The organism is Nocardia sputi (assembly GCF_023501985.1).
In genome coordinates this window covers 243,650-256,164 of the sequence record NZ_JAMFLC010000009.1, presented here as the reverse complement: position 1 = coordinate 256,164, position 12,515 = coordinate 243,650, and the positions used below count along the sequence as shown (strand labels likewise).

Annotated in this window: 13 protein-coding genes; 7 read left to right on the top strand and 6 right to left on the bottom strand. The window is 69.1% G+C overall.

Annotated elements, in window-relative coordinates:
- Positions 1-9: 9 nt before the first annotated feature.
- The 3 genes from M8859_RS15300 to M8859_RS15290 all read right to left on the bottom strand — a co-directional run bounded on the left by M8859_RS15300 (position 10) and on the right by M8859_RS15290 (position 2,740).
- Complete coding sequence (locus M8859_RS15300) at positions 10-1,269, bottom strand: deoxyguanosinetriphosphate triphosphohydrolase (RefSeq protein ID WP_195070060.1); 1,260 nt, start codon at positions 1,267-1,269, stop codon at positions 10-12.
- Positions 1,270-1,276: 7 nt separating this feature from the next.
- Complete coding sequence (locus M8859_RS15295) at positions 1,277-1,957, bottom strand: YdcF family protein (RefSeq protein WP_159929141.1); 681 nt, start codon at positions 1,955-1,957, stop codon at positions 1,277-1,279.
- Between the two features lie 105 nt (positions 1,958-2,062).
- Complete coding sequence (locus M8859_RS15290) at positions 2,063-2,740, bottom strand: MBL fold metallo-hydrolase (protein WP_249644424.1); 678 nt, start codon at positions 2,738-2,740, stop codon at positions 2,063-2,065.
- 30 nt (positions 2,741-2,770) lie between these two features.
- Here M8859_RS15290 and M8859_RS15285 point away from each other — a divergent pair, with 30 nt between their 5' ends.
- Positions 2,771-4,744, top strand: a complete 1,974-nt coding sequence (locus M8859_RS15285) for a TPM domain-containing protein (protein WP_249644423.1) — start codon at positions 2,771-2,773, stop codon at positions 4,742-4,744.
- A 47-nt stretch (positions 4,745-4,791) separates the two neighbouring features.
- The gene (locus M8859_RS15280; RefSeq protein WP_249644422.1) at positions 4,792-5,610 is read left to right on the top strand and encodes a MerR family transcriptional regulator; all 819 of its coding nucleotides are present in this window, start codon (positions 4,792-4,794) and stop codon (positions 5,608-5,610) included.
- Positions 5,611-5,670: 60 nt separating this feature from the next.
- Here the strand turns inward: M8859_RS15280 and M8859_RS15275 are convergent, their stop codons facing one another.
- Positions 5,671-6,933: a phthiocerol/phthiodiolone dimycocerosyl transferase family protein gene (locus M8859_RS15275; protein WP_249644421.1), complete on the bottom strand. Its 1,263-nt coding sequence runs from the start codon at positions 6,931-6,933 to the stop codon at positions 5,671-5,673.
- Positions 6,934-7,003: 70 nt separating this feature from the next.
- On the opposite strand from M8859_RS15275, the gene M8859_RS15270 reads away from it, so the two are divergent.
- Positions 7,004-7,612: a TenA family protein gene (locus tag M8859_RS15270; protein ID WP_159929032.1), complete on the top strand. Its 609-nt coding sequence runs from the start codon at positions 7,004-7,006 to the stop codon at positions 7,610-7,612.
- Positions 7,613-7,690: 78 nt separating this feature from the next.
- Positions 7,691-8,080 (top strand): DUF1707 domain-containing protein, encoded by a 390-nt coding sequence (locus M8859_RS15265; protein WP_223517581.1) that lies wholly within the window; start codon positions 7,691-7,693, stop codon positions 8,078-8,080.
- Positions 8,081-8,128: 48 nt separating this feature from the next.
- On the opposite strand, the gene M8859_RS15260 is transcribed toward M8859_RS15265, so the two are convergent.
- Entirely contained in the window at positions 8,129-9,520 is a 1,392-nt protein-coding gene (locus M8859_RS15260; RefSeq protein ID WP_159929036.1) for a glycine--tRNA ligase, read from the bottom strand.
- A gap of 219 nt (positions 9,521-9,739) precedes the next feature.
- Between M8859_RS15260 and M8859_RS15255 the strand changes: the two genes are divergently transcribed.
- Together M8859_RS15255 and M8859_RS15250 are read left to right on the top strand one after the other, a co-directional pair.
- Positions 9,740-10,090, top strand: a complete 351-nt coding sequence (locus M8859_RS15255) for an ArsR/SmtB family transcription factor (RefSeq protein ID WP_159929038.1) — start codon at positions 9,740-9,742, stop codon at positions 10,088-10,090.
- A gap of 3 nt (positions 10,091-10,093) precedes the next feature.
- Complete coding sequence (locus tag M8859_RS15250) at positions 10,094-10,528, top strand: Fur family transcriptional regulator (protein WP_159929040.1); 435 nt, start codon at positions 10,094-10,096, stop codon at positions 10,526-10,528.
- 281 nt (positions 10,529-10,809) lie between these two features.
- Here M8859_RS15250 and M8859_RS15245 read toward each other — a convergent pair whose 3' ends face one another.
- On the bottom strand, positions 10,810-11,781 hold the full coding sequence (locus M8859_RS15245) for a hypothetical protein (RefSeq protein ID WP_249644420.1): 972 nt from the start codon (positions 11,779-11,781) through the stop codon (positions 10,810-10,812).
- 105 nt (positions 11,782-11,886) lie between these two features.
- On the opposite strand from M8859_RS15245, the gene M8859_RS15240 reads away from it, so the two are divergent.
- Positions 11,887-12,513: a TetR/AcrR family transcriptional regulator gene (locus tag M8859_RS15240; RefSeq protein ID WP_159929044.1), complete on the top strand. Its 627-nt coding sequence runs from the start codon at positions 11,887-11,889 to the stop codon at positions 12,511-12,513.
- The last annotated feature ends 2 nt before the right edge of the window (positions 12,514-12,515 follow it).

The window sequence follows — 12,515 nt, the reverse complement described above, 5'->3', positions numbered from 1 at the left end:
CCTTCGGGTTCAGGCGTCCAGGTGGGCGGCGACTTGCTCCAGGCGGCTTTCGGTGTAGGAGGCGATCTGGTCCACGACGACGCGCACGCGGGCCGCATCGTCGGGCGCGGCATTCCAGAACGGCAGCAATTGCGGATCGAGGCTGTGCGGGGCGGTGGCCAGCAACCGATCGGCCACGGCGAGGATGCGTTCACGCTGGGCCGCCTGCCGCAAACGGTGCGCCGGGTCGGACATCACGTAGCGCAACGCGACGGTCTTCAACAGCGCCACCTCGGCGGCGACGATGCGCGGCACCTCCAGGTCGGCGGCGTAGCGGGACAACGGTTCCGGACCGGCTACCTCTTTCGTCGCCATGATCGCGGCGGTGGCGAAGCGACCGACGAGCTCGCTGGTGAGGCGCTTGAGCGCGACCGAGGCGGTGAACGTGCCGTCGTAGCCGGACGCCGCCGCGACCACCGGGAGTTCCGAGAGTCGTTGTGCGGCGGCGATCAGTTCGTCGGCCGCCAGCGAGTGCTGGAACTGGCCGAGCGCCGCGAGCGCGTCCTGCTCGCCGGGATCGGCCAGCGCGCGCAGGTCGATCCGGCCCGCGATGACGCCGTCCTCGACGTCGTGCACCGAGTAGGCCACGTCGTCGGACCAGTCCATGATCTGGCATTCGAGGCTGCGGCGCCGGTCCGGCGCGCCCTTGCGAATCCACTCCAGGCGCTCGGCGTCGACCTCGTAGGCGCCGAACTTGGTACCGGGACCGGTTCGGCCCCACGGGTATTTGATCGCCGCGTCGAGCGCGGCGCGGGTGAGGTTGAGGCCCGCGCTGGTGACGTCGGGCTCGAGCACTTTGGGTTCGAGGCGGGTGAGGATGCGTAGGTTCTGCGCGTTGCCTTCGAACCCGCCATAGGCGTCGGCGAAGGTGTCGAGGGCCTTCTCACCGTTGTGGCCGTAGGGCGGGTGGCCGATGTCGTGGGCCAGACCGGCCAGATCGACCAGGTCCGGATCGCAGCCGAGGCCGTCGGCGATGCTACGGCCGATCTGGGCGACTTCGATGGAATGGGTGAGGCGGGTGCGCGGCGTATCCCCGTCGCGCGGGCCCATGACCTGTGTTTTGTCGGCGAGCCTGCGCAGGGCCGCAGAGTGCAGCACGCGGGCGCGGTCGCGGGCGAACTCGGTGCGGTGGCCGGTCTCGAACTCGCTGCGCGGCGGGCCGAGGCCCGCGGTCTTGGCGCCCTCGACGACGAGGCGTTCGGTGTCGTGGTCGGTGTACCGAGCGCTCATCCGGGTGTCACTGTCCCGCCGTGTAGGCGAAGTCCGCCGAGAAATGGGTGAGCTGGTACCACAGCAGGGCGCCGGTCTCCCGGGCGATGCCGTGCGCCTGGGATTCGCGGGTGTAGACGGCGGGGCCGGTTCTGGTCGGGGCGGTCCACGCCGCCAGCCCTTCGTCCCGGGCCATGGTGCGGGTGCGCAGCGAGTGCCACGGATCGCTGACCAGCACCGCCGAGGACATGTCCCGCGCCCGCATCGCCGTCGCCACCGCCTCGACACTGCGCAAGGTGTCCGAACCGGTTTCTACGGCGAGGATCTTGTCACTCGGCACGCCACGCGCCTGCAGATAGTTCTTGCCCGAGGCGGCTTCGGTGAACAGATCACCCTCCTGTTTGCCGCCCACGGTGATGACACGCGGCGCGACACCGGCCCGGAACAGTCTGTACGCCCGGTCGAGTCGCGCTTCGAACACCGAGGACGGGGTCCCGGAGTACTGCGCCGCGCCGAGCACCACGATCGCGTCGGCCTTCGTGTAGTCATCGATGCGCGCAACCTGCCACACGCGCAACGCCGTCCCTCCGACCAGCACCGCCCCCATCACCACCGAGCCGATGACCAGTCGACGCGCCCAGCGCAGCAACCCCGCCCCGAAGCCGTGCGGCCGGGCTGGGTCGGGAGCCGGGAGAGCTCGGGTGCGCATCGTTGGCAAATCCACTCCCCAAGTCTGCCAGGAGCCGCGCAACCCCTGGACCGGCAACCGTCAGAGCCGAATTCTCGCACTCGGTCGCCGTGCGAGGACGACGGTTCACCAGCCGCGCGCACGCCAGTCCGGGAGGTGGGGGCGTTCGGTGCCGAGGGTGGTGTCGTCGCCGTGACCGGGGTAGACGACGGTGTCGTCGGAGTAGCAGTCGAAGAGTTTGGCCGAGACGTCGGTGAAGAGAGTGGTGAAGTCCTCCGGCGAGGTGGTGCGCCCGACGCCGCCGGGAAACAGCGAGTCCCCGGTGAACAGGTGGGTGCGTCCCGCCCCGTCGGTGAGCGCGAGGGTGATCGAACCCGGTGTGTGACCCCGCAGGTGGATGACCTCGAAGACCAAGTCGCCGACCGTGACGGTGTCGCCCTCTGCGAGCAACCGGTCGGGGCGGACCGGGAGCGGGTCGGCGTCGAGCGGATGGGCCGCGGTGGGAGCACCGGTGGCGGCGGTGGTCTCCCGCAGCGCCATCCAGTGGTCGCGGTGCTGATGCGTGGTGACGATCAGCTGGACTTGCCCGGGCGCCTCCTGCTCGAGGAGCGCCGCGATGCGCGGCGCCTCGTTGGCGGCGTCGATGAGCAAAGCGGCCCCGGTGCCGGTGCACTGCACCAGGTAGCAGTTGTTGTCCATGCCGCCGACGGACATCTTGACGATGCGTGCGCCGGGGACCTCGCGCTGCTGCGGGTTCGAATCCGGGGACACGTGGCCGCTGTAGGAGCGATCGATGGTGATCACGAGACGATGCTAGCGAGCTAGATTCGTGCCATGTCACTGCCGCCGCGGATCCGCCTCGCTCGCTCGCTCGCGATCAGCGTCCTGCTGGCCGCGATCGCCCTGCTGGTCGCTCCGATGGTCGCGGCGGAACCTCCGCCGCGGATGAACACCTACGTGGAGGACTCGGCCGGCGCGCTCGACGAGCGTCAGCGCGATCGGGTGCGCAGTGCGGTGGACCAGCTCTACGCCGACCAGCAGATCCGGCTGTGGGTGGTGTACGTGCGCGGCTTCGACGGGCTCGCCCCGCAGGAGTGGGCCCGGCGCACCGCCACGCTGTCCGGGTTCGGCGAACGGGACCTGCTGCTCGCGGTCGCCACGCAGGACCGCGCGTACTGGTTGGAGGGCGCGCTGCCCAGCGGCGTCCGCGAAGCCGAACTCGACGGCATCCTGATCAGCGAGGTCGAGCCCGCCCTGCGCGACGGCCGTTGGGCCGACGCCGCAGTGGCGACGGCAGACGGACTGAACGCGGCGATGCGCGGTGGCGGGGTGAGCCTGCGCGCTCTGCTCGTCCTCGGCCTGCTGGTCGTTCTGGTGGCGGGCGGCCTCGTCTGGTACGCGCGCAAACGGCGCCGCGACCGGTTCGAGGCCGAGCTGGCGGCGGCGCGGCAACTGGATCCGGAGAATTCCGCGGCGCTGTCGGCGTTGCCGGTGGAGGCGCTGCACGCCCGTTCGCGCGAGGCGCTGGTGGAGATCGACAACGCGATCCGCACCAGCGGCGAGGAACTCGACCTCGCCACGGGCGAGTTCGGCGCCACCGCCACCACTGTCTTCCGCACCGCCCTCGACAACGCGAAGGCCGCTGCCGCCGAGGCGTTCGCGATCCGGCAACGCCTCGACGACGCCTTCCAGGAGACGCCGGAGGAACAGCGGTCGCTGCTGGTCCACCTGATCGGCACGGTGGGGCGCGCCGACCGGGACCTCGACGCGCAGGTCGCCGAATTCGACGCCATGCGCGATCTGCTGCTCGACGCCTCGGCTCGGCTGGAGATGCTCACCAGGGACGTCGTCGACGTCATCGCACGGATCCCCGCTTCGGAGGCCGAGTTCGATCGGCTCGCCGCCATCCATCCGGCCGGTATCCTCGCGCCGATCGAGGACAACGTCCGGATGGCCCGTGAGCGAATCGCCTTCGCGGAGCAGAACATCGATGCGGGGCACAACGCACTCGCCCAGCCGGTCGGCAAGCAGGGCGCGGCGGTCGCCGCCATTCGTTCCGCCGAAGCCGCGATCGGTCAGGCCCGCGCCTTGCTCGACGCGGTCGACAACGCGTCGAGCGCCATCCAGCAAGCCCGCGACGGCCTTCCCGGTGTGCTGGAGGAGTTGCGCCGCGACATCGATGCCGCCGACGAGCTCTCCGGCTACGGCGGGCCGGATCTGGCGGAGGCTCGCACCGCGGCGCAGTCGGCGCTGACGAAGGCGACGTCCGCAGGAGGCGCCGACCCGCTGGGCGCCTTCCACGACGCGGTCACCGCCGACGCCGAGCTGGACCGTGCCCTCGCCGCCGCCACCGACCGCAAACTCGCCGCCGAGGACCTGCGCCGCAGGCTCGACCGGACGCTCACCGACGCGCACACCCGGATCGGTGCGGCCGCCGACTACGTCACCACACGTCGCGGCGGCGTCGACGCCGAAGCGCGCACCCGGCTCTCCGAAGCGCAGCGCAACCTCGACGAGGCGCAGCGGCTGAGCGCGGGCGATCCGGTCGAGGCACTGCGGCGCGCGGGGACGGCGGCGGAGCTGGCGGGGCGAGCGCTGCACGCGGCTCAGGCGAGCGTGCGGGCATGGGAGGCGCAGCGGGCTCCCTCCGGCGGCGTCCACACCGGGGCTGTGCTCGGCGGGATCCTGCTCGAAGGACTGCTCCGCGGGGCGGCGGGCGGCGCTCGGCATTCCGGGGGCGGGTGGAGCCCCGGCTCGTTCGGCGGTTCCTCCGGCTCGCGGCGGATCGGTCGCGGCGGACGATTCTGACGCGGCTTGACCCGGACACCGTGTGAGGTCGTAGACCAGGACTCGTCATGTTGAGTATCGGAGATTTCGCCAGGCACGGACAGGTGTCGGTGCGCATGCTGCGCCACTACGACGCGATCGGGCTGTTGCGGCCGGACCGGGTCGACCCCACGAGCGGTTACCGCTATTACGACGCGGGACAACTGGCACGGCTCAATCGCATCGTCGCGCTGAAGGATCTCGGCTTCACCTTGGAACAGGTGCGCCGGATCCTGGACGAGCGGGTGGGCGGCGCCGAACTGCGCGGCATGCTCATGCTCCGCCGCGCCGAGCTCGAGCAGCGCATCACCAGCGACCGCGCCCGCCTGACCCAGGTCGAGACGAGACTCCGCATCATCGAGAAGGAGGACTGCATGCCTGCCCACGATGTGGTGATCAAATCCGTTCCCGCCGTTCGAGTAGCCGAATTGACCGGTGTGGCAGCCGATTTCGAACCCGGGTCGGTCGGACCGGTGATCGGTCCGCTGTTCGAGGAACTGTGCGAGCGGCTGGAGCGTGCCCAGGTCGCACCCGTCGGTTCCGGCATCGCCTACTACGAAGAACGCGCCGACGGCACGATGCTCGCCCACGCGGCGATGCCGGTCGACCTCGATCCGGACGGCGAGCACGATTTCGCGGTGGTGGACCTGCCCGCCATCGACCAGGCCGCGACCGTGGTGCATCGCGGCAGCATGGACCTGGTCCTGGAACCCTGGCAGGCGCTCGGACGCTGGATCGACGAGAACGGCTATCGCATCACCGGTCCGAGCCGCGAGGTGCATTTGGTCTACACCGAGGACGTCGCGGGCTGGGTCACCGAGTTGCAGGAGCCCATTCAGCCGAAATAGGTACGCGTCGTGGCGGCCGTAACGCTCGGCCGCCACGATGCCTCTGCGTGCCCGCCTGGATCAGCCCGCGCAGACCGCCGCGAGAGCGGTCAGCTCGGCCCGCACTGCCGCGAGCAGGCCTTCGGCGTGCGCGCCGCCACCGAGCACGCCGACGGTCAGCTCACCGGCGAAGGTGTAGACGAGATAGGTGACCGCCGCCGACGCGCCCGCGGAGGGACGGGGATGCGCGGAGAGGTAGACGATCTCGTAGTCGGTCAACTCGAGACCAGCCGGGAGGCGGAACGCAGGAACGACGCCGGTGTTGGTCACCGCGATATGTCCGGCGAGCGAGTGCCGCCTTGTCACGCCGTAGAAGTCAGGGAAATGCAGTACCGATTGCCGCACGACGCCCTCGGCGAGATCGTGCGCCAGCCGGGCCGAAATGCGTTGTGCGAGTTCGAGGAAGTCGGCCGCCGGATCCACCTCCGCGGCGAAGGAGGCCATGCCCGCCATGTTGGTGCCCGCCGCGGCGGCGACCGGCGGCGTCAACCGGCTGCGCAGGTCCACGGGATACAAGCAGCCCAGCGGCGTCGCGCCTCCGGTGGTCTCGCGCGCGTGGGCGCGCAGCAGTGCGGCGGTGAGCAGGCCGTTCACCGTCACGCCCGTCTTGCGCCCGAGGTCGATGATGCGCGCGGTGGCGGCGCGATCCAGCCGCACACGCAGCGGGCGCGCCAGCGTGCTCGGCGCGGGTTGCGCACCGTCGGATGGCGCGTCCCTCGCTTCCGGCGGGAGCGGCTTGGTCACGTCCTCGAAGCCGGAGACCGCTGCCCGGGAGATGCCGCGCGCCGCGACATGCCACTCCAAGGATTGCGGAATCTCATGTGGGGCAACGCTCGTCCGCCCGCCTTCGACTATGCCGGTGTAGAAGTCCCACAGTCGCGACAGCAGTTCGACACAGTGCCCGGCATCGGCGACGCTGTGGTGAGCGAACAGCGTGACACGCCATTCCTCCGCGCTCGCCCTCGCCACTTCCAGATAGGCCAACTGGACCGCGGGATCCGCGGCGGGGATGCCGACTGCCGCCACGTCACCCTCCCGCACGGACACCGGAGCCCATGCCCGCTGGTCTGCGGCGAGCAGATATCCCTGTCCCGCAACACCTTCCATGATGCGGCAGCCGATCACCGGATACGCGCGCCGCAGCGTCGCGAATGCCTCGCGCAGCGCTGTCACGTCGAGCGCTCCCCGTACCGACACCGACCGGCCCGTGTAGGTGCCATGCCGCACGAACCGCTGCTCCGACGGCGCCAATACCCGAATCAGCGCGTCCTCATCCCACAACACCTCGCAAGGGTGCGGCACCGCGGACACAGGTGCAAACCGACCGGGCGGGCGGATGAGGAAGACTGCCGGTATGAGTCTCGCGGCAGAGTTGGAGAAGATCGGCCTGGCTTCGGTGGAGGAGCAGCTGGCCCATCCCACCGTGGTGGGCATCGCCGAGGGCACCTTGCCCGAATCGGTTTTCCGGTCCTGGTTGGAGCAGGACTATCTGTTCCTGCTCGACTACGTCCGAGTGTTCGCCCGCCTCGCCTGGCAGGCGCCTGCAGCCCATCTCGGCGACTTGGTCGATCTCGCGCACGCCACCTACCACGACGAACTGTCGCTGCATCGTTCGCTGGCCGCCGAATTCGGCGCCGATCTCGACGGCGCCGTCAAAGGCGCGCCGTGCGCGGCGTACACGGCGTTTCTTCTGGACTCCGCCGCGTCCTACGGCGAGGGCCTCGCCGCCCTCTACCCGTGCATGTGGGGGTACTCCACGCTCGGCGCGCGGCTGGCGCTGCGCCCGCCCGCCGAACCGCGCTACCGCCGCTGGGTCGACACCTACGCCGATCCGGGATTCGCCGCCCTCGCCCGTCGATGCGCCCAGATGATCGATGAATCCGGCGCCGACCCGGTGCGCGCGAAGGAGCTGTTCGGCGAAGGGCTGCGACACGAACTCGCGTTCTGGGACGTGCCCAGCTGATTCATCGAAGGCGAGACCGAATTACATTGCCACCGCAGATCACCCGGCGCGACCACCCGGGTGACTTAGGCTGACCCCGTGAGCAAGGACCACGTGCGGGCATCCGACGCCGATCGCGAGAAGATCGTCGACCAACTGCGGCATGCGATGAACGAGGGCAGGCTGACGCTGCCCGAATTCGACGAACGGCTGCAACAGGTGTATGCCGCCAAGACCTATGGGGAACTCACGCCATTACTGTCCGACCTTCCCGCACAACGGGAATCGCGACCGGCGCGCGGCACCGGCATTCCCCAGTGGATCATCATCATGTGGACGCCGTGGGTGTTCGTCAACGCGCTGTGCGTGGCGATCTACCTGGCCACCGGCGCGGGCTACTTCTGGCCGTTCTGGGTCGCGGTGCCGTGGGGTCTGGCGCTGCTCATTCCGACCACGATCGGCATCGTCACCCGCGGGAAGAGCCGCTGAACGACAGCGCTCCGCGGCCGATCACGACCACGGAGCGCCGCACCGGGATCAGGCGCCGATCAGGTGCTGGGCGAGATAGCCCTCGACCTTGTCCAGCGCGATGCGCTCCTGGGTCATGCTGTCGCGCTCACGAATGGTCACCGCTTGGTCGTCGAGCGTCTCGAAGTCGACGGTGATGCAGAACGGCGTGCCGATCTCGTCCTGGCGGCGGTAGCGGCGGCCGATGGCGCCCGCGTCGTCGAACTCGACGTTCCAGTTCTTGCGCAGCTGCGCGGCCAGGTCTTTGGCCTTGGGCGTGAGATCGGCGTTGCGCGAGAGCGGAAGCACCGCCGCCTTCACGGGCGCGAGGCGGCGATCCAGGCGCAGCACGGTCCGGGTGTCCACGCCGCCCTTGGCGTTGGGCGCCTCGTCCTCGGCGTAGGCGTCGACCAGGAAGGCCATCAGGGAGCGGGTGAGGCCCGCCGCAGGCTCGATGACGTACGGAATGTAGCGCTCGTTGGTGGTCTGGTCGAAGAAGCTCAGCTCGGTTCCGGAGTGCTCGGAGTGCGTCTTCAGGTCGAAGTCGGTGCGGTTGGCGACGCCCTCCAGCTCACCCCACTCGTTGCCCTGGAAGCCGAAGCGGTACTCGATGTCGGTGGTGCCCGCCGAGTAGTGCGAGAGCTTGTCCTTCGGGTGCTCGAACAGCCGCAGGTTCTCCGCGGCGATGCCGAGATCGGTGTACCAGGAGAACCGCGTCTCGATCCAGTACTTGTGCCACTCCACGTCCTCGCCCGGCTTGACGAAGTACTCCATCTCCATCTGCTCGAACTCGCGGGTGCGGAAGATGAAGTTGCCCGGGGTGATCTCGTTGCGGAAGCTCTTGCCGATCTGCGCGATGCCGAACGGCGGCTTCTTGCGCGCGGTGGTCATCACGTTGGCGAAGTTCACGAAGATGCCCTGAGCGGTCTCCGGGCGCAGGTAGTGCAGGCCCTCCTCGGACTCGATCGGGCCGAGGTAGGTCTTGAGCATCATGTTGAAATCGCGCGGCTCGGTCCAGCGGCCGACGGTGCCACAGTTCGGGCACGCGATGAGCTCCATCGAGACCGTGTCCGGATCATCGATCTTGTTCTTCAGCGCGTACGCCTCCTGCAGGTGGTCCTGCCGGAAGCGGTGATGGCAGTTCAGGCACTCGACCAGCGGGTCGTTGAACACGCCCACGTGGCCGGAGGCGACCCACACCTGACGGGGCAGGATCACCGAGGAGTCGAGACCGACGACGTCCTCGCGGCTGGTGACCATCGCGCGCCACCACTGCTTCTTGATGTTCTCCTTGAGCTCGACACCCAGCGGACCGTAATCCCACGCCGACTTGGTGCCTCCGTAGATCTCACCGCACGGGTACACCAGACCCCGGCGCTTGGCGAGGTTGGCAACGGTGTCCACCTTCGACTTGGGTGCCACGCGAGAATTCTCCATCCACTGCGAGTCGGATCAGTTGAGTTGAATGTATTCACGTGAATAGATCACATTCAACGGGTCGGCTATAGCCTATAGACCCTGCCCGACCAGATTTCGACCGCACATCCAACCCCTCGACAGCCGATCTTCCGGCGCGCCCGTTTGACATGCATACCTGTGCATATGCAAACTGGTAATGCTTTCCATTAAGGAGTTGGTGACATGACCGCCGAGACCGCCGCGGCACCGCCGCACAACCCGTACCGGTCGCCCGGCCCGGCGCCCGTTCCCTCACGCACCGTACTGGAGGACGCGGGCGAGTTGTTGCGGGCGTTGGCAGCGCCGGTTCGGATTGCCATCGTGCTGCAGTTGCGCGAGTCGCCGCGCTGTGTGCACGAATTGGTCGACGCGCTCGGGGTCACGCAACCACTGGTCAGTCAGCATCTGCGTATCCTCAAGGCCGCCGGTGTCGTGCACGGTGAGCGTTCGGGTCGCGAGGTGCTCTACGAACTCGTCGACGACCATCTGGCGCACATCGTCGTCGACGCCGTCGCGCACGCCGAGGAAGGGTGATTCGTGCCAGACAACACGGCCGCTCCACAGAAACCGGTCGGTATCCGCAGCACTAGGCAGCGCAGCGCCATCGCCGCGCTGCTCGGTGACATCGAAGAGTTCCGCTCCGCGCAGGACCTACACGACGAGCTGCGCAAACGTGGCGAGGGCATCGGCCTGACCACGGTCTACCGGACCCTGCAGTCGCTGGCCGACGCGGGCATGGTCGACGTGCTGCGCACCGACTCCGGCGAGTCGGTCTACCGCCAGTGCTCCACCGGCCACCATCACCACCTGGTGTGCAGGCATTGCGGCCGCACCGTCGAAGTGGAGGGCCCGACGGTGGAGGCCTGGGCCGAAGCGATCGCCGGCGAGCACGGCTTCACGGAGATCAGCCACACGCTCGAGGTGTTCGGGACCTGTAAGTCCTGCGGGACGGCACGCCGACGCAACGGGTGACCGACCACCGCTGCGACGCGGCCGCACGACGCGCGCGTCGGCCGCGTTCCACGCTTCGAGCCGCAGGTCGCAGCGATCCGCCCGGCTCGTTCCTGCGCATGCGGGAGTGCGACTCGATCCGATCCCCCCTGATGTGACGATCGGGCCTGCCCGCTGTCGCCACACGCGAAAGTGACCCGGCACCCCGACGGCCGGGTCACTCGAACACTCACTTTCCGCACCGCTCAGCACCGGCAGAGGGCAGTTCCCCTTCGAGAACGGCCCTCTGCCGGTGCCTCCATTCAGCCCACCGGGACCGGGTCCGGCGCCGACGCCGGGTTCTCGGCCGGACGACCGCGCAGCGCGGCCACGCCGAGCAGCGCGAACGCGATCGCACTCCAGACCAGCAGCACCACGAGCGGACCGGTCGCGGCAGCGCCGTCGAAGAACGCGACCGAGCGCAGCAGCGAGGCGGCGGCGCCGGGCGGCAGCAACTGCCCGATGACGCCCCACGGCTGCGGCAACAGCTCCGGCGCCGACGTGGCCGCCGAGAACGGGTTGCCGATGAGCAGCATGAGGAGCGCGGCGAGGCCGATACCCGCGCGACCGATCACGGCGGCGAGCCCGGCCACCGAGCCTGCCACCGCGAACGAGACCAGCCCGGCAACCGAGGCGAGCTCCAGGTAGGAGCCGGGCACCACCGACAGCCAACCCTGGACGATCGCCATGCTCAGCAATCCGCCGACGACGCCGAAGGTGACCAGCCCGATCACCTTGCCGCCGACCGCGGGAATCAGCAACGCCAGGAGCACTCCCGCCGCGATGCCCGCCATGACCAGCGGCAGCACCATCGCGCCGAACGCCGCTCCGCGCGGATCGTCCGAGTCGGCCGCCACCACATCCTCGACCCGGGCGGTGGGCGCGCCGGAGAGCTGTTGCCCGATCTGGGTGAGTTGCTGAGCGACGGCGGGACTCGCCCCGGAGGCAACCAGCACACGCGGCGGTCCGTCGCCGGTGACGATCGCCCCGTAGACCTCGCGGTTCTCGATCGCGGCGCGCGCGGCGGATTCGTCCACGGGCGTGGTGATCTCGAAGGCGCCCGGATTGTGCTCGGCGAGCTTGCCGGTGACCATCCCGGCCTGCGGACCGGTGACGGCCAGCGGCAAGTCACGGGGCGCGATGTTGGCCGCGGGCCAGGCGAACGCGATCAGCATCAGCGCCTGAAGCAGGGCGGCGCCGAAGCCCAGAGCGAACGCCCGCTGTGTGGTGTTCATGGCCTTCTCCCAAAAATCGAATGCTCGTTCTCTTTGATGGTGGCCTTACCGTGACACGCAGTTCGACGGGTTGTCAAGAACGAATATTCGTTTTATTTTTGAAGCATGCCCCGAGTCAGCGAAGAGCACCTGGAACGCCGCAAACAGCAGATCCTGGACGCCGCGCGGCGCTGCTTCGCCCGTAAGGGGTTCCACGAAACGTCCATGCAGGACGTGTTCGCGGAATCGGGACTCTCGGCCGGCGCGGTCTACCGATACTTCAAGAGCAAAGACGAGCTGATCACAGCGCTCGCCACGCAGACGACGGTATCCCTGCGCGTGGCCATGGACTACGCGATCAACCGCGAGCCGCTGCCCACGCCCGCCGAACTGATCATGATGATCGCCGAGGAGGTCGTACGGCGCAGCGGGCCGGACGGACCGGTGCGGCTGGCGCCGCAAGCCTGGGCACTGGCCCTGGTGCACCCAGGGGCGGCGGTGATGGTGCGCGAGACGATGTTCGCGATGCGCGCGCTGTGGGTGACTTACGCCGAACGCATGCGCGACAAGGGCTGGCTACCCGAAGACGCCGATGTCGATGCCGTCGCCAAGGCCATCATCGGCCTGCTGCCGGGCTTCATCCTCCAGCACCTCATCCTCGAGGATCTGGATCCGGAGACGCTGGCCCGCGGCGTGCGCATCCTGCTCCCCTACGGCGAAACCGCCATCGCGGCGGCAGGCGAAAGCAGCTGACC